General features: G+C 59.5%; 28 protein-coding genes and 1 pseudogene. 16 read left to right on the forward strand and 13 right to left on the reverse strand.

Going from position 1 to position 18,212, the window contains the following annotated elements; genetic code table 11:
• Positions 1-49 precede the first annotated feature (49 nt).
• The gene (locus KBY72_RS09720; RefSeq protein ID WP_254961189.1) at positions 50-469 is read left to right on the forward strand and encodes a MerR family transcriptional regulator; all 420 of its coding nucleotides are present in this window, start codon (positions 50-52) and stop codon (positions 467-469) included.
• Between the two features lie 365 nt (positions 470-834).
• On the opposite strand, the gene KBY72_RS09725 is transcribed toward KBY72_RS09720, so the two are convergent.
• The gene (locus KBY72_RS09725; protein ID WP_254993475.1) at positions 835-2,442 is read right to left on the reverse strand and encodes an FAD-dependent oxidoreductase; all 1,608 of its coding nucleotides are present in this window, start codon (positions 2,440-2,442) and stop codon (positions 835-837) included.
• A 192-nt stretch (positions 2,443-2,634) separates the two neighbouring features.
• Between KBY72_RS09725 and KBY72_RS09730 the strand changes: the two genes are divergently transcribed.
• Complete coding sequence (locus tag KBY72_RS09730; RefSeq protein ID WP_254961187.1) at positions 2,635-3,039, forward strand: YccF domain-containing protein; 405 nt, start codon at positions 2,635-2,637, stop codon at positions 3,037-3,039.
• A gap of 39 nt (positions 3,040-3,078) precedes the next feature.
• The gene (locus tag KBY72_RS09735; RefSeq protein ID WP_254961186.1) at positions 3,079-3,306 is read left to right on the forward strand and encodes a hypothetical protein; all 228 of its coding nucleotides are present in this window, start codon (positions 3,079-3,081) and stop codon (positions 3,304-3,306) included.
• 56 nt (positions 3,307-3,362) lie between these two features.
• Here the strand turns inward: KBY72_RS09735 and KBY72_RS09740 are convergent, their stop codons facing one another.
• The 4 genes from KBY72_RS09740 to KBY72_RS09755 all read right to left on the reverse strand — a co-directional run bounded on the left by KBY72_RS09740 (position 3,363) and on the right by KBY72_RS09755 (position 4,508).
• Positions 3,363-3,599 (reverse strand): chlorophyll a/b-binding protein, encoded by a 237-nt coding sequence (locus tag KBY72_RS09740; RefSeq protein WP_254961185.1) that lies wholly within the window; start codon positions 3,597-3,599, stop codon positions 3,363-3,365.
• Between the two features lie 81 nt (positions 3,600-3,680).
• Positions 3,681-3,824: a high light inducible protein gene (locus KBY72_RS09745; RefSeq protein WP_254961184.1), complete on the reverse strand. Its 144-nt coding sequence runs from the start codon at positions 3,822-3,824 to the stop codon at positions 3,681-3,683.
• Positions 3,825-3,891: 67 nt separating this feature from the next.
• On the reverse strand, positions 3,892-4,143 hold the full coding sequence (locus KBY72_RS09750) for a hypothetical protein (protein ID WP_254961183.1): 252 nt from the start codon (positions 4,141-4,143) through the stop codon (positions 3,892-3,894).
• Between the two features lie 17 nt (positions 4,144-4,160).
• The gene (locus KBY72_RS09755) at positions 4,161-4,508 is read right to left on the reverse strand and encodes a hypothetical protein (protein ID WP_254993476.1); all 348 of its coding nucleotides are present in this window, start codon (positions 4,506-4,508) and stop codon (positions 4,161-4,163) included.
• Between the two features lie 121 nt (positions 4,509-4,629).
• On the opposite strand from KBY72_RS09755, the gene KBY72_RS09760 reads away from it, so the two are divergent.
• From KBY72_RS09760 to KBY72_RS09780, 5 genes are all read left to right on the forward strand, one after another.
• Positions 4,630-4,911, forward strand: a complete 282-nt coding sequence (locus KBY72_RS09760) for a PQQ-dependent sugar dehydrogenase (protein ID WP_254961180.1) — start codon at positions 4,630-4,632, stop codon at positions 4,909-4,911.
• Positions 4,908-5,213: a hypothetical protein gene (locus tag KBY72_RS09765; RefSeq protein WP_254961179.1), complete on the forward strand. Its 306-nt coding sequence runs from the start codon at positions 4,908-4,910 to the stop codon at positions 5,211-5,213. Before KBY72_RS09760 ends, KBY72_RS09765 begins: the two co-directional genes overlap by 4 nt.
• 235 nt (positions 5,214-5,448) lie before the next feature.
• Entirely contained in the window at positions 5,449-7,533 is a 2,085-nt protein-coding gene (locus KBY72_RS09770) for a 4Fe-4S binding protein (RefSeq protein ID WP_254993478.1), read from the forward strand.
• 102 nt (positions 7,534-7,635) lie between these two features.
• Complete coding sequence (locus tag KBY72_RS09775; RefSeq protein ID WP_254961177.1) at positions 7,636-7,878, forward strand: hypothetical protein; 243 nt, start codon at positions 7,636-7,638, stop codon at positions 7,876-7,878.
• Between the two features lie 9 nt (positions 7,879-7,887).
• Complete coding sequence (locus KBY72_RS09780) at positions 7,888-8,310, forward strand: NUDIX hydrolase (protein WP_254961176.1); 423 nt, start codon at positions 7,888-7,890, stop codon at positions 8,308-8,310.
• A 39-nt stretch (positions 8,311-8,349) separates the two neighbouring features.
• On the opposite strand, the gene KBY72_RS09785 is transcribed toward KBY72_RS09780, so the two are convergent.
• A complete protein-coding gene (locus KBY72_RS09785) occupies positions 8,350-8,544 on the reverse strand; it encodes a hypothetical protein (RefSeq protein WP_254961174.1) in 195 nt (64 codons plus the stop codon).
• Positions 8,545-8,712: 168 nt separating this feature from the next.
• Between KBY72_RS09785 and KBY72_RS09790 the strand changes: the two genes are divergently transcribed.
• Positions 8,713-9,855, forward strand: coding sequence for a cation:proton antiporter (locus tag KBY72_RS09790; RefSeq protein ID WP_254961173.1), 1,143 nt, complete (start codon positions 8,713-8,715; stop codon positions 9,853-9,855).
• 526 nt (positions 9,856-10,381) lie between these two features.
• Here the strand turns inward: KBY72_RS09790 and KBY72_RS09795 are convergent.
• Together KBY72_RS09795 and KBY72_RS09800 are read right to left on the reverse strand one after the other, a co-directional pair.
• Positions 10,382-10,810 (reverse strand): type II toxin-antitoxin system VapC family toxin, encoded by a 429-nt coding sequence (locus KBY72_RS09795; protein ID WP_254961172.1) that lies wholly within the window; start codon positions 10,808-10,810, stop codon positions 10,382-10,384.
• Positions 10,810-11,091: a hypothetical protein gene (locus tag KBY72_RS09800; RefSeq protein ID WP_254993479.1), complete on the reverse strand. Its 282-nt coding sequence runs from the start codon at positions 11,089-11,091 to the stop codon at positions 10,810-10,812. The genes KBY72_RS09795 and KBY72_RS09800 overlap by 1 nt, the downstream gene beginning before the upstream one ends.
• Before the next feature lie 178 nt (positions 11,092-11,269).
• Here KBY72_RS09800 and KBY72_RS09805 point away from each other — a divergent pair, with 178 nt between their 5' ends.
• From KBY72_RS09805 to KBY72_RS09825, 5 genes and pseudogenes are all read left to right on the forward strand, one after another.
• A complete protein-coding gene (locus tag KBY72_RS09805; protein ID WP_254961168.1) occupies positions 11,270-11,503 on the forward strand; it encodes a hypothetical protein in 234 nt (77 codons plus the stop codon).
• A gap of 207 nt (positions 11,504-11,710) precedes the next feature.
• Complete coding sequence (locus tag KBY72_RS09810; protein WP_254961166.1) at positions 11,711-12,028, forward strand: nucleotidyltransferase family protein; 318 nt, start codon at positions 11,711-11,713, stop codon at positions 12,026-12,028.
• Entirely contained in the window at positions 12,025-12,195 is a 171-nt protein-coding gene (locus KBY72_RS09815) for a hypothetical protein (protein WP_254993480.1), read from the forward strand. Before KBY72_RS09810 ends, KBY72_RS09815 begins: the two co-directional genes overlap by 4 nt.
• Positions 12,196-12,227: 32 nt before the next feature.
• Entirely contained in the window at positions 12,228-12,353 is a 126-nt protein-coding gene (locus KBY72_RS09820; protein ID WP_254961164.1) for a hypothetical protein, read from the forward strand.
• A 276-nt stretch (positions 12,354-12,629) separates the two neighbouring features.
• A pseudogene (locus KBY72_RS09825) lies at positions 12,630-12,815 on the forward strand (helix-turn-helix domain-containing protein); the annotation flags it as partial.
• 58 nt (positions 12,816-12,873) lie between these two features.
• Here KBY72_RS09825 and KBY72_RS09830 read toward each other — a convergent pair.
• On the reverse strand, positions 12,874-13,374 hold the full coding sequence (locus KBY72_RS09830; protein ID WP_254961163.1) for a hypothetical protein: 501 nt from the start codon (positions 13,372-13,374) through the stop codon (positions 12,874-12,876).
• A gap of 235 nt (positions 13,375-13,609) precedes the next feature.
• Positions 13,610-14,092 (reverse strand): DUF4345 domain-containing protein, encoded by a 483-nt coding sequence (locus tag KBY72_RS09835; RefSeq protein WP_254993481.1) that lies wholly within the window; start codon positions 14,090-14,092, stop codon positions 13,610-13,612.
• A 195-nt stretch (positions 14,093-14,287) separates the two neighbouring features.
• Here KBY72_RS09835 and KBY72_RS09840 point away from each other — a divergent pair, with 195 nt between their 5' ends.
• Together KBY72_RS09840 and KBY72_RS09845 are read left to right on the forward strand one after the other, a co-directional pair.
• Positions 14,288-14,455 (forward strand): hypothetical protein, encoded by a 168-nt coding sequence (locus tag KBY72_RS09840; protein ID WP_254993482.1) that lies wholly within the window; start codon positions 14,288-14,290, stop codon positions 14,453-14,455.
• Positions 14,456-14,458: 3 nt separating this feature from the next.
• Positions 14,459-14,938: a DUF4236 domain-containing protein gene (locus KBY72_RS09845; protein ID WP_254961160.1), complete on the forward strand. Its 480-nt coding sequence runs from the start codon at positions 14,459-14,461 to the stop codon at positions 14,936-14,938.
• A gap of 448 nt (positions 14,939-15,386) precedes the next feature.
• On the opposite strand, the gene KBY72_RS09850 is transcribed toward KBY72_RS09845, so the two are convergent.
• The 3 genes from KBY72_RS09850 to KBY72_RS09860 form a co-directional block, all read right to left on the reverse strand.
• Entirely contained in the window at positions 15,387-15,611 is a 225-nt protein-coding gene (locus KBY72_RS09850; protein ID WP_254931581.1) for a hypothetical protein, read from the reverse strand.
• A 226-nt stretch (positions 15,612-15,837) separates the two neighbouring features.
• Positions 15,838-17,127, reverse strand: coding sequence for a cytochrome P450 (locus tag KBY72_RS09855; protein WP_409995491.1), 1,290 nt, complete (start codon positions 17,125-17,127; stop codon positions 15,838-15,840).
• Positions 17,128-17,733: 606 nt separating this feature from the next.
• A partial coding sequence (locus KBY72_RS09860; RefSeq protein WP_254993483.1) for a hypothetical protein occupies positions 17,734-18,212 on the reverse strand: 479 nt, incomplete at its 5' end.

Raw genomic sequence — 18,212 nt, forward strand, 5'->3', positions numbered from 1 at the left:
CGGGTCCTTGGGTAGAGTTGCATCTATCCACTGGATGGAGGGTTGACTAATGGCGCCCCTGCCCCTTGCCGCAGCTCAAGACGCTCCTGGTCTTCGGATTGGCGAGATAGCCAAGATCTCCGGCTTTTCGGTGAAAACGATTCGCTTTTATTGCGATCAAGGTTTACTGCATACGGCCCGATCTGAGGGCAAATACCGTCTATTCAGTCTCGAAAGTCTTGTAGAATTGGAAATCATTCGGGCTTTACGGTCTATGGATGTGCCGATCAGCGAGTTGGCCCGCATTCTTGAAGTGCGCCGCGCAGGCATATGCAATTGTTCGGTGATAAAGGATAGTATCTCAACTAACATGGCCTCAATTGACTCGCGCATCCAAATGCTGCAAATAATGAAATCCGAGCTGGCTTGCCTACTCTCCAGCTGGCAAGACTGCGGAGGCGCCAAATCCGCGGATGCTGCTAAAAACTGATCCGCTAGCTCCATTTACTCCCAGCTATCGGATGCGCCGTAGCAATCCCAATCAGATGCCAACATCCCTTCCTGCGAGGAGTGGACTTCAGTGCAGCCCTGCAGTGGGCCGGTACCAACCACGCTTGTGTTTCTGGCACCAAATGAGCGGAGCATTGAGAATCTATTTATTTGCATTGACAGACCGATGTACTTGGCAACGGGTGGTGGACGAAAAGCGCCTGTTGATCCTCACCGTTAATCAAACCAACCAAGCTGTCGCGTAGATCCAGGAGGTTGATGGCGTGGACGTCTTTTTGGCGGTGCTTGAACGACAAGACCGCAAGCCTCAGCACTGAATGAACTCGGCCGTCAGTCCAGCACTCGTTAGGAGTTGAACCACGGCAGTTTCAGACCAAGGGCTTCGATTGGATCCATCACGAGCTTGTTGAGAGCACGGCCTAGAACGACTTGTGGCTCGTCTGCCCGAATAGGGAGAATGGAATGGGAGTGATCGGCACCGTTGACAATCTTGCGTCTGATCAAGGAGTTCCCAGCCTCCAGCCCGCACACATAGGCTCGTTCCTGACACAGACCCTTGGCTCCATGTTCTTTGTCGCCCATTCGCACCCAGTCGCCAGCGCAGACGATCGACTGCACTGAGGTTTCCAAAGGTGGCCGTTTTCTGAAACTGCCCGGAGAAAAGAGCGACACCGAGCCTGGATAGCGCCGCACCTCGGAATCCACCACCCTGGCATTGGTGAATTCGGGATGAGCGATGGGGAGCAGGTCACGCGTAAGCAGGTCAATGATCTCTTGATCACTCATCGCTGCGATAGCCGATGCGTTGTAAAAGTCGCTGGCGACCACCGAGCCCTGGGGCTGCCCATCACCCCAGAGAGCCTGTTGCGCATCCATATGCAACTGATCCAGCATGAAAAAAGTGCCTCCAGAGCCCTTCAGTGATTCGAAGCGGGAAAACACGTTGGCTGGGTAAGCGATTGGAACATAACGATCCAACCAAAGACGTGCTGAAACGACATCGATGGAGCCAAGCGAAGCAGCGCTAACAAGCTCTGGTGCTGCCTTGCTGAGTTCTGGGGATTGAGCCATCAGAGACTTGAGCCCTTTTGCACCAACCGCCAAGACCACGGCATCTACGTCGTCAATCACCTGAACTGTTTTGGTTGCCATGTTCTGAAGCTCAACCGAGCTGACGCGCTGCGAGTCAGACGACACATTCACCCGTCTCACCAACGTTCCACCAAGGACCTGCAGATGATGGCGGGAGATCAGCCTTCTACTCAGAGGTGCAAACAAATGTTCAGCGATACTTTTCGACTTGATCCAACAGACATCAAATGAGTCTTGGTGGGCCAGGGCGTAGTAATAAAGGAGCTCCATGGTGACCGCGGCCGAAAGCTCTTCGGGCGGCTTGAACAAGCCAACCAGCAAGGTGGGGCGCAAGAACTCATTGATGAGCCGATCGCTGATGCCAAGCTTGACAAAGAGTGATTGCGCATCGAGATCGTCGTACTGCTGGAAAATCTTATCGCTACGATAAAGGTCCAGCATCGCATAAAGAAGCCCTGCAATACTGAGCCTGTCTTGAATGGGTAGTCGCGTGAAGTTAGTGATTGTTGCCACCATCTGGCCAAGCGGACTTGGCCATTGGGGTGCCTCTCCAAAGACAGGCGCTGTTGCTTCTAAGCCATCTGGCGACCAGAAGGCACTGGTTGTGAAGTCAGTGAAGATATCGCCAGCGCCGAGTTCATCTGTGAGTGCATTGATATTTGGATAGTCTTTCCAAAAACCTCTGGTGCCTGCCTCGAAAGGTTTGCCGCTTTTGGTGGTGATTGGTTGAATGCCTGTTGGATCGGACATCCCATCAATCAAGGTGACACGAATACCCGCTTCACAGAGCGCCTTGGCTGCGCCCCAACCAGCCCATCCAGCTCCGATGACGACTACATGGGATGGTCTTCCGTCAGGCATGGCTGCTACGAACGTCGGCTCAGCTTTTGCAAGTTACTCAAACAGTGATGGAGAGGCACAACGGATGCCTGACCGCTGCTGCAGGGGGCTGGGAAGCAGGGGTTGAAAAGAAGAAGAAGAAGGAGGACATCACCCATCACGGCTGCGCTCCCATCTCCCTTTTGCCAGGCTGGGAGCACCGTGGAAGATCTGATGCTGCGCTTTTTGCTCAACGTTCTCTGGTTCGTGCTCGGCGGGGTGGTGATGGGCCTCGGTTGGTGGCTGGCCGGTCTTGTGGCGGCGATCACGATCGTCGGCCTTCCCTGGGCCCGGGCCTGCTTTGTGATCGGCAACTACTCCTTCTGGCCGTTTGGAAATGAGGCCGTGAGCAGGCGTGAGCTCACCGGACGGATGGATTTCGGCACCGGACCGCTGGGGCTGATCGGCAACGTGATCTGGTTTCTGGTGGCGGGCTGGTGGCTAGCGATCGGCCACCTCACCTCTGCAGTGGCCTGCTTCGTGACGATCATCGGCATTCCCTTCGGGATCCAGCACATCAAGCTGGCGCTGATCGCACTGGCACCGGTCGGCATGCAGGTGGTGCCGGTGCGCTGCTAGATGCCACCCCAGCACCTGCCCGGGGGCAGAGTGGAGCCGATGCAAATTCCTTTCCGGCCCAGCCCCCGCGAGACCACAGAAGCGATGGTGCGCAACATCGCTCGCGAGCTGGCCGAGATCGAGCAGGCCATCAGCCATTGCAGGGGCGATCGGGTAGCCGAACCCCGATTGACGGGCACCTGGCTGGCCCACCTGCTGATCAGCAGCAAAGAGCTACTCCAGAACCTACTGATCGAGTCGGCTCGCAGGCCGCCCTCCGGAACCTAGACGCTGCCCAGCACCCGAGTTACGGAAAGCCAATGGCGTACAAGCCGAGCAGGGGCTCAGAAGCAGAAGGGCAGGAACTGGGTGCGGCAGGCGGCGTAGCCATCCACAAGGGCGCCGAGGCCGATTTGGTGGGCGATGCCAAAGCCGGTGAGGCCTTCCACCACGATGCCGATCACGATGCCGAGCATGGCGGCGCGGCCGTTAAACAGTTCAGCTCGCTTGAGCTGCGCCACCAGGGTCAGCTGTTCGGCGCTGGTATCGAGCAGCTTGTCGTTGGCGGGAGTGTTGGTCATGGGGATCTCCTGGGTGGTGTGAAACGAAACGGAAGCGCTGGCGTCAGTCGGCGATATTTGGCTGCAGCACAAGGGCACTGATCAACCGAGCCCGATCTGGGAAAAAATGCCCTGGCCGGTAAGTAGCTCGGTGCCCAGGCCGATCACGAAGCCAAGCATGGCCAGGCGACCGTTCCAGGTTTCGGCGAAGACGACAAAGCCAAAGCGGGGAGCGGGCTCAGTCATGCATGTTTCAGTTTGTTACGGCAACTGTAACGGCACGTGAAGGTGGTTGGTGCGGCGCCGTGCGGCCTTACTTCTGAACAAGCTGAGCGAATCGCCGTTCACTAATGATCTTCGCCAATTCCAGGAAATAGCCGGCGGTGCACCACTTGCCATGGTTGCGGTCGCGATTGACCACATCAGTCCTGAGCTCGGCAGCCTCTGCCATTACTAGATCTAGCTCACCTTGAGGCAACTCATAAAGCTCTTGAAGCTCAACCGAGCGATCAAGCAGGTGACTCTTAAACCACTTTGGATTAAGTTCTTGAGGAGGGATATCCATATGAAATTGGTTATGATTTAGAATTCACATTCTACAGCATTATCCTCTTCTTGCCATTCGTCCATAAAGTCCTCGAAGCTTGAGTGGAAGCCAGGGTTGTTTAGAAAAATGTCCACAAGATCATCCAAGGCCACGAGTTCAGGAATAAACGCACCAGGCTTTTGCTTGTAGTCATGCAAGATTTCTTCCTTATTCACTTTGCTAAAATCCCAATTGCCAAGCATAGGCTCCCTTGGCAGAGCTGACTGAGGGCGCGAATGAAGTTCCATCGAGCTTTGGGAAAGGGGCATTGGAGCGCAACTCACTCCAGGCAGGTTGCGCCAGCAGTCATGCAACAGCTGCAGGCGGGGTAACAGTGCCGACAAGGTCGGGTGGAGAGATCGGTGATCAGGCTCCATCCACCAGGGCACTCGGCTGCTAGCTCTTGCCGCAGCAGCTCAGTGCTGCTTGATGACAAACGGCAGACAGAGAACCTAAACTGCGCTCATGAAGCCCTTTCGCTGGAGCAGTGATAAAAACCAGCAGCTCGGTGCCCAGCGGTCCATCCACTTCGAGGCTGTTGTGGTGGCCATCGAAACTGGAGGCTTGCTCGATGTGTTGGCCCACCCCAATCCAGAGCAATATCCAAGCCAGCGCATCCTTGTTGTTGAGGTGAATCAATATGTCTACCTCGTCCCATACGTGGAAGACGACGACCACCTCTTTCTCAAAACGATCATTCCCAGCCGCAAAGCCACACTCGATTACCTCCGTCAAGACACGACATGACGATGCAAAGCCACCTTCCCCCTAGCAACGACTCACTCGATCAAGACGAGCGTGAGCTCCTAGAAGCTGTGGAGTTGGGCGCGCTGCGTTCAATTGCTACTCCTGATCTGCTCAATCAGCTCAGAGAGTCAGCCCAGGTCACCGGCCAGAAGGACCAACGAATCAATATCCGGCTTTCCGGTACTGACCTAGAGGCCTTGCGCGTCAGGGCGCTGCGGCTGGGTATGCCTTACCAAACCCTTATCAGCAGCGTCTTACATCGCTACGTCAGCGGCGAGCTCAGCGATGAGCAGCTGCTCTGATCCGTCTCTTGGGTTTCCATCGCTGTTGCACAACCCGCACTGAGCAAGCGGCCACCATCGCTACGGTTTCTATACGGTCTTGATACGGGTCTTCAGACCAAAGGGGACAGCTAGTTGTGTTTTATCCCCAGGTCATTCAGCGATCAGCAGCCGCTGGTGGTAATGCTGAAGCGGAACTGGAAGCCCCAAGAGCAACCGGACATCCCTGGCCCCCGCCGCCAAGCCCACCTTCTCCATGACCTCCCCAACCCAGGAGCTAGACGCACCGGCCCTGCGACGCCTGGCTCCCTACCTGGTGGGATCAACCCGGCGTGGGGTGGTTGGGGGAAGTCGCTACGCCGTCAAGCTCCGGGCGGCCTTGGCCCAGGCGGCTCAAGATCCTGCGCGGCGGCCTGTGCTGATCAGTGGCGAGCCTGGGCTGGAGAAGGACAACCTGGCTGCGCTCGTTCATTTCGGCTCGGGCGACCGGCGCCATGTATTGATTCGCGTTGACACCAGCCTGCTGCGCGCCGATGGCGGCGATTTGTTTCACGGTTCCCCAAGCCAAGGGCCGCCGTTGCTGGAGTGCCTCGGTCAGGGGTGCGTGCTGCTGGATCGCTTCGATGCCGCCCCTCCCGAGCTGCGAGCCCTACTGATCGAGCTGGCGCGAACGGGCCAATGGCCTGGCTGCAGCGAACCATTTCAAGGCCGGTTGCTGTTCACCGCCGAATCCAGTGTGCCGGAACTGGAAGGTCTCTGCGACCAAATCCGGGTGCCTCCCCTACGGGTGCGCCGCCAAGACTTGGGGGATTGGATCCGTTACTCCCTGCGGCGCCGTGCCCGCCAATTGGGCTGGCCCAAGCCACCCCAGGTGCCCGCCAACGTAGTGAAGCGTCTCCAAAGCCACGACTTCCCCAACAACCTGCGGGAACTGGATGTGGTGATCAACCGGGCACTGCTTCAGGCCAAGGCGTCAGCCGTTCATGGTGAGCTGCCCGATCTCTTGCCGGAAGATGTGTTTTGGCTACTAAGCCGGCCCACCAGCCTGCGCTTCGACATCTGGGGCTGGAAGCCTCGGCTGAGGGAGTGGATGCGAGCCCCTTTGCTCTGGAATGGTCTGTTGTTTGGCTTGGTGAGCTGGCTGTTTGTGCTGGTGAATGGGGCCCTGTGGCTTGGGCCCCAGGATCGGGCCCACAACGGTGCCTTGAATCTGTTTTGGGCCTGGTGGTGGCCAGTGATTCTTGTCACCTTCCCGCTGGTGGGGCGGCTGTGGTGCTCCTTTTGCCCGTTCATGGTGTGGGGCGAAATCAGCCAGAAGCTCGCCCGTTTACTGGGCTGGCAGCCGCGCCGTTGGCCCCGGGGCGACACCGACCGCTGGGCCGCACCGGTGTTGGCCGCTGGCTTTGGCGCCATCTTGCTGTGGGAGGAGCTGGCCAATCTTGAAGACACGGCCTGGTTGAGCAGCTGTCTGCTGCTCGTGATTACGGGCGGGGCGGTGGTGTGCTCGCTGTTGTTTGAGAAGCGCTTCTGGTGTCGCTATTTGTGCCCAGTGGGGGGCATGAATGGCCTGATGGCCAAGTTATCGGTGCTGGAGCTGCGGGCCGAGGCGGGCACCTGCAGCGGCAGTTGCAGCAGTTATGCCTGCTTCAAAGGCGGACCAGCGGAAGGGGAAGGCCTGGCCACGGGAGGCTGCCCCCTGGGGACCCATCCAGCCCACCTGGAAGACAATCGCAATTGCGTGCTTTGCCTCACCTGCGTTCAAGCCTGTCCGCACCGCTCTGTGAAATTGCGCCTGCGCCCGCCCGCGGCCGACCTGCAAAAGGGCATGGCCGTCCCCTTTGGCGAACGGCTCTTGCTCTTGGTGCTGCTGGGCGGTGTGGCTTTGCATCACTGGCAGGGCTGGCTGGGTTGGCTGCCATGGGCCCCTGAATCCCTACAAGCAGGTCCCCTGCTGCCCAGGTTTGGGGTGGCTTTGATTGCGCTGCTGCTGCCTGTTTTGGTGGCCGGCTGGTGGCAGAAACCCTTGCTCTATGGGCTCTTGCCGCTGGTGTGGGCCCTGTTGTTGTCTCGCTATTTGCCCTTGGGAATGGTCGAGGCCGGCCAGCTGCTGCCGGTGAGTGCCTTCCCCTGGCAAGGAGCCGCGGCTGCCCTCTGGCCAAGCTGGAGTGCCGATCAGCATGTGGTGGCCTTCTGCCAGAGCGCGGTGATTGCGGTGGGTCTGATTTGGAGTTTGGTGATCCTGCGGCGGCTGCTGCTCACAAGTCCCCGCTTGCTGGGGCTGGGATCAACCCTTGCCATCGCCCTTGCACTGGGGGGACGTTGGCTCACGGGCATGGCCTAAAGCAACTCCTTCCATTGGGAGAAAGCACCCCGTTGAAATGCCGCAAATGAAGCCACCGCTGCGGGATCAGTCCGCCAGCATGGGTACACCCGAGATCAACATGTGTTTTTGAATCCCTTTTTGCCATTCAGCACGGCCAAGGTTCTGGCCCTGAAGGCCACTGTGCTGCTGCTGCTCACCCTGCTGATCAAGGCGAGGGTGCAGATCGTGACCGGGTCGGCCATTGGAATCTTCCTTTTGCTGCTGCAGACCTTGGTTTTCTTCGCCATCAGCGGTGGCTTGGTGCTGGCAGCCGGCGGGGCCGCGCTCGTCGCCAAGCAGCAGCGCCGGTCGGCCTCTGCATGAGGCCGATCCATGGCCGTTGAAGTCGCCCTGGCGATGCTGCATCGGGATGGTCGCTGGCTGATGCAGCTGCGCGACGAGATCCCCGACATCGTTGCGCCCGGCTGCTGGGGGCTCTTTGGCGGACACCTCGACCCCGGCGAAACGCCAGAGCAGGCCCTGCGGCGGGAGCTGCTGGAGGAGATCAGCTGGCAGCCCCCGACGGTGGAGCTGGTGATGGTGCATCACATCCACCGCCGAACGGCCCATGTGTTTCAGGCCGAGCTATCGGTGCCGCTGGAGCAGCTGCAGCTTCTGGAGGGCCAGGACTTGGGTCTGATCAGCCCAGAGGAACTGCTGTCTGGATCGATCTGGAGCGCCAAGCTCGGCAGCCATCGCCCCCTCGCCGATGGACTATTGGAGGTGATGCAGCACGTGCTCACCAAGCTGGTCTGAGCACAACAAAGCCCGGAGCGATGAACCTCGGGGCACGAATCAGTCCTCGGTCTCCGGGCTGAGGGGCGGCAGCCGCCGCTCCACCTGCAGAAACACCAGCCAGGCAACGCCAGCGCTGATGCCAGCATTCCAGTCGCTACGCAGCAACTCCACGATCGACACGGTGCTGGCGCCGATGCGCAGGCCCCGCAACAGAAAGCGGCCAAGCTTTTCAAGACGAGGGGCTTGGCTCATTGTTATCACCGGCTCTTGACGCAGTAACAGCCGGATAAATACCACCCCAGCCGATCACTGGTTTACCACATCGGCACCAGCCCGCCTGCCCTCAAACGTAAGGCAAGGCCCCTCCTCAACGATCCAGCTGTGCTGGAGCAGGATGATGGTTAAATTTTTCCGCAGCCCATGAGTGTTGGTCTACAGGGACTGCTGACAATCGTTGCCATTGTTGCTGTATCTCCCTTCGTAGCTCGACTGTTTGGAGGCCGCCTTCCAACAGTCGCGCTATTGATGTTGGGGGGGATTGCTGTAGGGCCTTCTGGCCTGGCCTTGGTGCAGCAGGATCCAGCGATTGATCTTTTCGCGAAGATAGGTCTTGGTTTGATCTTCGCCTTAATAGGGCTGAATATTGATCAGAAAACCCTTAGCGGCACCCCAGGCCGGCTGGGGGCCTTGGGATGGCTTGCCACTCTCATTGTGGGGGTGCTTCTGGTCTCGGTGCTGCCCCTTGGCGATGGGTTACGTCCGGTTGCATTGGTGGTGGCACTCAGTTCGACCGCCCTATCGACATTGCTGGTGATCCTGCGGGAGTCGGGAGAGTGGGATTCACCGCTGGGGCGGTTGTTGCTTAGTGCAGGCACTTGGGGACAACTGGGCCCGGTGTTGGCCGTGGCCCTGTTGCTGGGATCTGCCGATCCCATCACAACTGTGCTCAGTGTTGCTCTGGTGGTGGTGGTGGCGTGGTTGCTGGCATTGGTGCCGGCGCGGATGGGGCAGTCAAGATGTTGGTATTGGTTTGAGTCCGTAGCGGGCTCAGCATCCGCCACGCCAATCCAGCTGCTGTATCTGCTGGTGGTCGGACTAATTGCCTTGTCGGAGGCGTTGGGAGTTGACATCCTGATGGGAACAGTGCTGGCAGGCTTGGTGATGAGGCGCTTCATCGCCGAACCCGACATCTCTCCTGCGATTAAGCAACTGGAGGCGTCGGCCTACGGTTTATTCGTACCGCTGTTCTTCGTCGTTGCCGGTGCTCGGCTGGACCTCGCCTCTGTAGCAGCCCATCCCTGGGGACCGGTGATCTGCTTAGCGGGGATTCTCTTGATACGTGGTCTGCCCCAGTGGCTGCTTTATCGCCAGGCGCTGCCTGATCTGGTCGAACGACTGCGCTTTTCGCTGCTGGTGTCACAGTCACTCAATTTGCCGATTGTTGTCGCCTATCTCGAGGTACAGGCCGGGCTGATGTCGCCGCAAGTGGGAGCAGCTCTGGTGGGCGGCAGCCTGCTGTCAGTCTTACTGCTGCCAGCATTGGCTATGGCGGTGAAGCGGTGATCCTGTCTAACCCAAATGAGTGTGTGCTGATCTCTTAGGGCTTTTCTTCTGGCCAAGCTTGAGGGCCATTGTTTCTGATCTGACTAACTACGTTGATCTGACTAATTACTTTAAACGGCTTCCTGTCACTCGCCGTCACTCACTTTGAGGTGCTGAGCTCAGGCGCTGCAATCAGAGCAACCTTTCAGGGCCAGCAACGACCAAACCCAACTCCAGCATTGAGGCGGTCACCAGCGCAATCGCGCCGATGGACCAGGCCGAGCAAATCAGTCTCTGTAGCAGTAGGGCACGGAAAGGAATCATCAATTCATCCAAGTCGACTTTTTGAGGGCTGGGCCGATGGTGTGGATCAGGGCTTCTCGCATGCGTGCAACATCCGGGCTTGGCTTGCTAGTGCCATTGATTGCTTCATTCTCACTGCAACGGAGATGAAAAAGGTGTGACTATCCCTACCTGTTGAGGTGACGATGGCGGCCTCCCATGCCTATGGCTTGCTGCAGAGCCAGGCGATACAAAAGGCCTTTGCTCAGCCAAGAGGAATCCGGCAGAAGGGTTGCTTGCGGAAGCGCCGGTAGACATCAAAGTCGCTGTCAAGCGTGAGGATCTCAGCGATATCAAGCCGCTCGGAGAGGCACACCAAGGTGAGATCGGCGAAATCACCTGGCAGGTCTGCGTAGCGCCCGTTGAGCTCGGCGACCCGGGCATAGTCCTCTGGAAGCAGGTTGATGGCCTCAATTCCACCACGACTCACAGCAATAAGCAGGTGGTTTTGAGCAGCCAGCACTGCGGGGTTACCTGGATTACCAAGCAGCCAGAGCACCTCAGCGATGCAAATAGGTGAGGTGATGAGCTGGGCAGTGTTCTGGTCAAAGAAGGCGACAACCGCTTGATGGAGCGGTTCCTGCTGCTGGTAGTAGCTCAGCAGGATGCCGGAATCGATCAAGATCCGTTGCATCAGCTCCGCTCCTCTCGGCGCTTTTGTAGGTGCTGGCCAAGAAGCCGGTGCCGTTGCTGCCGCTCCGCGCTGCCGGCTGGCAGGGTGTCGAGGAAGGCCTCGGGATGGCCGCCCAGTTGCTGGGTGATGGAGGGGCGTGGTTGCCGCTGCTGCCAGCGCTCACGGATTAGCTGGCGGATCAGAGAGCTTTTGTCCTGGCCGGTTTCCTCCAGCAGGTCATTAAGACAGTGCTCGGTGTCGGAATCGAGCCTGACGGTGAGCGGCATGGCCCGCAGGGACAAGCCCAGTACGACGAATAGGCCAACTGTAATACAGATTTTTGCATGGTCGGCAATGGCCCTGGATGCTGCGTAGTAGTCCCGTTGCTGAATTCAGGCTCCGCGTGAGCTGGCAACCGCAGGATCAAGAAGCCATCCGTCAGGCGCTAGCCCTTCCAGCGACCGTGCCCTGCTTGATGCGGTGGCACTTATCGATCAGCAACTGCTGGCGCCCAGCCCTGAGCAGGAGCAGGCAATCGAGAAGCAGTCCTCCTCCGCGCCTATCGCTGGTTCGGTTGCCGCCGGCGGCGATGCCCCGCTGCAGAAAGCCGACGTGATCGCTTACGACACCGCCCTGCTTAACCAGCGGCGCCGTTACGGCGACCAGCTGACCCTGTTGATGCCGCCGGGATGGTTGGCAGCGCGGCCCTGCTGAGGGGTTGAGCGTATGCAGCGACTTCCCAGCACCTCCGAACTTCCCTGGTTGGTCTCTGAACCTGATCTGGCATCAAAGGCTCCTAACCAGGCCCGAAACCGCCTGTTCCTCCTGCGGTCATCCTTTATGCAAGCACTTGGCGTCACAGGTCAGCAGAGCTGACTGCGCGGCCGAACTAGTCGATACTGGCTGGATGCCACTGGTTCCATGACCAGCTCGATCGCTCTACCAGCACTCGACCTTCAGGAGCTCCTTTCGCTTCTGCGCGGGCGCCAGAACCAGTGGCGGCAGCGGTACCAGCTGCAACGCATCGGCCTGTTTGGCTCCACGGTTCGCAACCAGGCAACCTCTACTAGTGATGTAGATGTCTGGGTGGAACTCGACCCGCTGACACCCTTCGCGACCGTGCACCTCAAAGAAGAGCTGGAGCAGCTGCTGCAGCGCCCTATTGACCTGGTGCGCTTGCGAGAGCGCATGAACCCGCCGCTGCGAGCGGCGATCCTCAAAGAGGGCATCAGCGCGTGAGTGGTGATCTGCATTTACTGCTGACGCCACTTCGGCAGGCCCTAGAGCGGATCACGCGCAAGGCAAAGCCCCTCATGAACGATCCAGCTCTGCTGGAGCAGGAGGAAGACCAGGACCTACTCGATGTGATCTGCATGCAGTTCTTGGCTGGCGGCCAGCTTCCCTGAGATCAATTGGAAGGACGCCATGGGATTCCGCGATGTCATTTGCCCACGAGTACTTCGATATGGATGCTGAGCAGGTGCTGCTGATCTGCCAGGAGGCCTTGCCCGGTGTTTTGGACACCATTCGCTCCTTGGAGGCACGTAGTCGCCAACTCTCTTGAGCCAACGACCTATTGGCCTCGGCAAGAGGTATTGACAGCGCCGCGATGGGCTGACGATTCCACTGACAGCCGAGACGGGTCATGGCCACCAGCACCAATACCGATCAGGTCGCACCGAGAGGTGCGCTAGGCAACACCCCACCGAGGGATGCGCTCAGTACTACCGATCAGCTTGAGCCGCACTCCTACGCCGACAACTCCCAGGACGGAGGGGAGGCTGATGCACGAGCCGGCAAGCGATAGCTATTCGCTAGATGCAAGCGATCTAGCCCCCACCGAGCAGTGAGCCAGCCCCGCCAAGTGAACATGTTCATGATTCGCATGTGCACCAACCTCAACCTTCCCCGCATTGGCAGGGCCTGCGGAGGCAAGTATCACTCCACAATAAAGTATGTCTTTGCGCAGATCGACCGCAAACTCAACAACGACCCTGCCCTCTCCCGCCTAGTGCAGCAGGTGTGAGACCTACTGCAGATCGATTTCGAGCAAGCGGCGCTGATGGCCCTTTGTAACAACCGGATCAGCGGCAGCCCTGCACGGAGATCCGGTAGCTAAAGCCAAGGGCATTGGGATCACTGCTGGCCCCCACCTTGAAATTCATCTGGGAGGCCTGCTTGCCCGGCACCGCCGCGAAAGGACCAAACATCTTGCCGGTGCCCATTGGAGGGTTAATCAGGGTGTTGAACATCTGCAGGTTGGAGCCATCGCTGAACTTCATGTAGCCCTCCACCGGGTACTGGGCGTTGGCGTCAGAGGAGTTGGCGGTGAAGAAAAACTTGTAGCTGGTGTAGGGCTGGGTGACGAAGAAATCGGTGTTCCAGTTTGTATTGCCAATCAATTTGCCCCGCCCCACAGACTTCGACACGATCGGCGAGGTGCCATTGCCTCCCACCGGCTGAAGGAAGGTGCAGGTGGGGGCGGCGTTGGCGGCCAGGCCCGCAACGCCCACTCCCACCGTGAGGCTCGCTGCCAGAAGGGTTGAGGCCTTCAGGATCGCGGATGCAAGCTGTGCGGAGGGCATGGAGCAGTGGAAAATTTTGGAGACTCTAGGCGAGGGGGCGGGTCGCACCCAGTCCCTGTGCCGGGCCGCCCGGCGAAGGACATTTACTGACTGGGCGGGGCGGTGGCCAGGCCCACCTCCCTTCGCTCCAAATCCACCACCCTTTCTTGTAAAGAGGTCACTGTGAATCCCATGCTCCCCTTGCAGTGACACGAGCTGCCGGTCGGGTCTGGCTTGCGCGTCTCGACTGAGCTGCCTATGTCAAGCCATCGGTGGCTTCAGAATTTCTGTCATAACTGAACAGACAAAGAATTCCCAATGAGGCCAACATCAACTCTGCAACGGTATACCCAATGAGGATTGGACTTGGCCAGCCGTTTAGCAGCATGTCAATAAGTCTGCCGGCTGCCAATCCAGACATAAATACTATCTCGCTAATTATGGCTGTACGCATCAGCGATCCACCACGGATCGCGCCCAACAGCCAAAGGACAAGGATTGCAAGGTAGAGACCCATTACGGCCCTAAGGATGTGAACTAAATCCCCGCCCATGGGTTGGATTTTCAAGAGTTTTGGGAGGATCCGATTTGGGTCAATTCCGTAGCTAAGCGCAATTGGCAGCAGCCCAGCTGCGGAAAAAATGAGATAAAGGCGACTCGGGTTCATAGTCTCTGGAATAGGTTTTGAATTAAAGCAGATATTGATTTTACACTGCTCCTCCTCCACGGGCTTGAGCATGTTGACGACTCGATGACGTAGGAGCCAGCACACTTTCTGGCGTGCTCTTCTCATGTCCCCACCGCAGATTGCACCTCTGTTTCATCAGCCTTCTCGGCAAGGCTCACCAGCAGGAGTGAGCAACAGCAGCATGGTGGCCTTGATGCTCAGCACCTTGGCCGTGCTGAACGGCAAGCAGGGGATCAGGAGCAAAGGGTGAACGAGAGTATCCCCATGCTGACGGGCGATCCGCCAACGGTGCATTCACTCAAGCCCTGGGCAGCTGCGGTGGTATCCACTGAGTACGAGGCGATCCAGAAGAGCGGCAAGGGATGCCCGCTGGGCTGGTATTCATCAGGCAACTACTACGCCAAGAGCCGCTGAGCCATGGGTTTCCGCTTTCGCCGCTCCACCCGCCTAGGCCCGCTGCGCTTCAATTTCACCAAGGGCGGGTTGAGCTCCATCTCCGTTGGTGGGCGGGGTGCTTCGTTCAACATCCCCGTCACCCGCAGTGGTTGTGCGCGCAACACGGTGGGAGTTCCGGGCACTGGCCTGAGCTGGAGCGTGGAGCATGCGCCGGATCGTCCAGCCGTGATCCCTACGGGGAGAGCGGAAGGGCTGCCCAACAGCCGCCGGCTAAGGCCAGGGCAGCTTGATGCCCTGAAGCAGCAGTTGTTGGAGGTGCTGCGGCAGGAGCTGTTTGCTCCTGGATCCGCTGGCGCCCTGCTGTGGGAGGACGCCAGCGTGAGTCGGCTGCTGGCTGATGGCTCCCTGAGCGCGAGAACCTCTGGCCTGCTGGCTCTGATCGAGTCGCCGGAGGCGATGGAGGGCTGTGTGCTGCGAGCCCAGGGGCAGGACGATGCCTAGCCACAGGCTTCTGCGAAGCAGTAGCGCCGGGCTCAGCGCTGCATTGAGGCGGCGGAGGAAGGCTCTCGCCTGGCCGCTGGGCGTGGCTGGCTCTCCTGACAAGGCAATGCAGGTCCAACTTTTCGGGCTATGTGCCGACCCTTGTCATATGAGCACGTGCTGCATCACTTCCAGCAGTCCATCGGAGAAGAGTCGATGGCTGCTGAGCTTGGTACTTCAAGTAGAGCAATCGAGCAGGTCTTCTTGACTTGCCAGGACCAAGTCCTGAACATTCAGCAGCTGCAATTGCTACAACGGCACGGATAGCTCACTTCGAAACATTGGCCGTGAGCCAGTGGATGTGATTCACCATTACCAGCTGCACAGCGAGGTGCTGCGAGTTGATTTCCTCTAGCCCTGCCGCAGTAGTGCCGGCTGGGCTGCAGAAGTCGTGTGGTGAGCTGATGGCTTACGACGCCTGTTGATAGAGCTCCTCCAGCCGCTCCCGGCTGAAGTCGACGTAAAGGACCTCGTCACCGGGCTCGGGAGCCTCAGGATGGCGCCTTGGCTTGCCGCCACTTCTTTGGGATGCAAGAGAAGCGGAGCCGCGTAGGTTCTGACTCATCAAGGCAAAAGCTCCACCGGCGATGAGCGCAAAGAAGATCAGGTAGACAGCAGCCAGGAGGTCGTTCAAGGGGTGGAAAGCTCTTTCCGTAAACCTAATGCAAAGAATTGTTAACCGCTGGCCACTTTGCCTCAATCCCATGAGCCCGATTCCTCAAGTTTTGACCTGAACAGCGGAGACCCGCAGCAGCGCCTGGTCTGCAGTCCCCGCCGATGTGGCTGCGGAAAATCGGCAGAGGGGCTTGAGAAGCAGCACGGTTCCCATCCGAGTCCCCCGTGCTGATGAGGCTGGAGGCTTAGCTGGCTGTGGAACGAGCGCGAACTAGCAGGCCATCCGCCGGAGAGGGGCTAGGGATGACCCTGAGCGTCAGGTCCTGATCCGCCTCCAGCGCCAAGGTCAGCTGTTTGAGCAGCCCCACCGCCAGCAGCCTGATCTCCAGCTCCGCAAGCGCCTTGCCCAGGCACACCCGCTCACCACCTCCATAAGGCAGCAAGGTGACCGTGGTGTCACCGTCCAAATGTCGCTGCGGCAGGAAGATTGCCAGATCCTCCGTATCGGCCCCATGGCGCTGGCTGGCGGCGATGCTCACCTGCACCACCCGATCGGCTGGCACCAGTACACCCGCTAGGGCAATGGGCTCCAGGGTGCGGCGGAAGAAACCACCTACTGGCGGGGTCAGCCGCATCACCTCCTTCACGACCGCATCGAGCCGCGGAGCCCGGAGGGCGTCGGTGGCCCTCCCAGCCTCCCCATCCTCCGGCGGCCACGGCAAGACGTCGAGTTCCTCCCTTAGCCAGTCCAGCTCGGCTGGGTGTTGCAGCAGTGTCAGAAACAAGCAGCTCAGGGCGGAGGCGGTGGTTTCGTAGCCGGCAAACAGCAGCAGCAGAAGCTGCTCCGCCACGTCGTCGTCGCCCAGGGGGAGACCGGCTTCATCCAAGCCACCGGCCAGCAGATCAAGGCCGCCGGCGGCGATGGGTGCTCCAGATGCCATGGCGGACTGCGCCCTCTTGAGCACAGCGCCTAGGCGCTTGAGCAGACGTTGGCGGGCTTGGCGGGCACGGGCGTAGGGGCTGCCGGGCAACGCCAGGGGAAGTGAGAAGAGACCCTGGCACCAGGTTTCAAAATCCACGAACAGGGCTTCGCGATCGATGGGGTCAAGCCCCAGCACCGTGCTCGCAATAACGCTGAAGGCAAAACGCCGCAGCTTTGGCACCAGGGCCACCGGCGCGTCTGAAGCGAGCAGCTCCTGGCTGAGCTCGTTGACCAGCGCCACGATCGTCGGGCTATAGCGCTTGAGGGCAGCAGAGGCGAACAGCTGGCCCACCACCCGGCGGCGGGCTTTGTGGTCGGCGCCGTTGCGGTTCGCCAACGACAGGGGCCCCAGCAGCTCTCGCACACTGTCGGGCCACCAGCCCTGAACCGCATCGCCCTGGGCGAACAGGTCGCCGATCGCCTGACCGCCGCGAATGAATACGGTCCGTTGCCCCAGCAGGCTGGTTTCGTACACATCGCCGTAGCGCTCGAAGCGGGAGCGGGCGAAATCAGGATCGCGAAAGAAGGCAAGGGTCTCGAGCACTCCGCTCAGCGCTGGCGTGCTCGGCAGGGGCTGGAGGGTGGCGGGATCGAGGGGCACCAACGTCAGCTGGAATAGCGCCAAGGATGTCGGATCACAGCCGGCACCGCGCCGCCACAGACACGCAGCGGTTCAGAACAACAGGCTGCTCAGAAGAGGAAGGCGATGCAGAGGCTCACCAAGGCCAGCCCTGCCAGACCGGTGGCAGCGAGAAGCGAAAAGGATTGAACCACCGGCAGCTCCAGCACGGCCCAAACCTAAAGCAATCCTTAAGGCCCGCAGTCATTCCGGCCTGGTCTCGGTGCAATCCTTCACGGCAGCGGAGGCCCGGCTCACGAAAGCCATCACTGCAGCGTGGGCCAGCCTGCCTCTGCTGACGATGGGGCTTGGGCTGATCCGCACCTGACAATGGCGTTCAGCTGATCGAAGGACAGGGTTCGAGGTCCAGATTGTTCCCTCATATCGCGGCGACATGCCGATCGACCAGCGCCAATCGGCCTAGGACTAAGTGGAGATCAAAAGCTGAAAGTTCGCCGTCGGTGCTCCATTTCAGACAAGTGATAGGCATACAGCAGCCTGCGCTGATCGATCTGTTGGTCACTGGGCGGCCCGGAAGCATCAGGCCGCTAATGGCGGGGCTGGGAAGACCGTTAGACAGTCCTCCACCACAAGGCTGTGCTCGGCCTGGTTGTCGACCCTGAACCGTCCCCAGGTCGCCATCGGGTCGGAGCTGAGCGCTTCCGTTGGCAATACAAGGCGTTGGCCTCCGTAGGTGAGCCCCACACAGGTGAGGCTGGCGTCGTCGCCCAGCAGGCTCCAGAGCACGGAGATCAAGGTGCGGTCGTAAGGCGCAGAACTCAGCTCCTCAGGACAATCGACGATCGAGCCCGGCTTCAAGGTGAGGTGCAGGCCACGCTCCCAGCTCAGGTAGGTGCCGTCGTGGGTGGGGTAAAACCAGCAGGTGGCATTGCTCAGCTCGCTTAGCGCCACGCGATCGAGGCACCGCAGGCAGGTTGGGTCCTCCGTATCGCCCTGGTACACACCGAGCCAGTGGTGCCGGGGTTCGATCCGAACCACCAGGGAGGCGCAGAGCAACT

Source organism: Cyanobium sp. BA5m-21 (genome assembly GCF_024346235.1).
In the GTDB taxonomy this organism is placed as follows: Bacteria; Cyanobacteriota; Cyanobacteriia; order PCC-6307; family Cyanobiaceae; genus Cyanobium_A; species Cyanobium_A usitatum.

Excerpts from the sequence above, each read along its gene's own strand:
- KBY72_RS09720 (WP_254961189.1), top strand. The coding sequence starts at position 50 with ATGGCGCCCCTGCCCCTTGCCGCAGCTCAAGACGCTCCTGGTCTTCGG.
- KBY72_RS09725 (WP_254993475.1), bottom strand. The coding sequence starts at position 2,442 with ATGCCTGACGGAAGACCATCCCATGTAGTCGTCATCGGAGCTGGATGG.
- KBY72_RS09730 (WP_254961187.1), top strand. The coding sequence starts at position 2,635 with ATGCTGCGCTTTTTGCTCAACGTTCTCTGGTTCGTGCTCGGCGGGGTG.
- KBY72_RS09735 (WP_254961186.1), top strand. The coding sequence starts at position 3,079 with ATGCAAATTCCTTTCCGGCCCAGCCCCCGCGAGACCACAGAAGCGATG.
- KBY72_RS09740 (WP_254961185.1), bottom strand. The coding sequence starts at position 3,599 with ATGACCAACACTCCCGCCAACGACAAGCTGCTCGATACCAGCGCCGAA.
- KBY72_RS09745 (WP_254961184.1), bottom strand. The coding sequence starts at position 3,824 with ATGACTGAGCCCGCTCCCCGCTTTGGCTTTGTCGTCTTCGCCGAAACC.
- KBY72_RS09750 (WP_254961183.1), bottom strand. The coding sequence starts at position 4,143 with ATGGATATCCCTCCTCAAGAACTTAATCCAAAGTGGTTTAAGAGTCAC.
- KBY72_RS09760 (WP_254961180.1), top strand. The coding sequence starts at position 4,630 with ATGAAGCCCTTTCGCTGGAGCAGTGATAAAAACCAGCAGCTCGGTGCC.
- KBY72_RS09765 (WP_254961179.1), top strand. The coding sequence starts at position 4,908 with ATGACGATGCAAAGCCACCTTCCCCCTAGCAACGACTCACTCGATCAA.
- KBY72_RS09770 (WP_254993478.1), top strand. The coding sequence starts at position 5,449 with ATGACCTCCCCAACCCAGGAGCTAGACGCACCGGCCCTGCGACGCCTG.
- KBY72_RS09780 (WP_254961176.1), top strand. The coding sequence starts at position 7,888 with ATGGCCGTTGAAGTCGCCCTGGCGATGCTGCATCGGGATGGTCGCTGG.
- KBY72_RS09785 (WP_254961174.1), bottom strand. The coding sequence starts at position 8,544 with ATGAGCCAAGCCCCTCGTCTTGAAAAGCTTGGCCGCTTTCTGTTGCGG.
- KBY72_RS09790 (WP_254961173.1), top strand. The coding sequence starts at position 8,713 with ATGAGTGTTGGTCTACAGGGACTGCTGACAATCGTTGCCATTGTTGCT.
- KBY72_RS09795 (WP_254961172.1), bottom strand. The coding sequence starts at position 10,810 with ATGCAACGGATCTTGATCGATTCCGGCATCCTGCTGAGCTACTACCAG.
- KBY72_RS09810 (WP_254961166.1), top strand. The coding sequence starts at position 11,711 with ATGACCAGCTCGATCGCTCTACCAGCACTCGACCTTCAGGAGCTCCTT.
- KBY72_RS09820 (WP_254961164.1), top strand. The coding sequence starts at position 12,228 with ATGTCATTTGCCCACGAGTACTTCGATATGGATGCTGAGCAGGTGCTG.
- KBY72_RS09830 (WP_254961163.1), bottom strand. The coding sequence starts at position 13,374 with ATGCCCTCCGCACAGCTTGCATCCGCGATCCTGAAGGCCTCAACCCTT.
- KBY72_RS09835 (WP_254993481.1), bottom strand. The coding sequence starts at position 14,092 with ATGCTCAAGCCCGTGGAGGAGGAGCAGTGTAAAATCAATATCTGCTTT.
- KBY72_RS09845 (WP_254961160.1), top strand. The coding sequence starts at position 14,459 with ATGGGTTTCCGCTTTCGCCGCTCCACCCGCCTAGGCCCGCTGCGCTTC.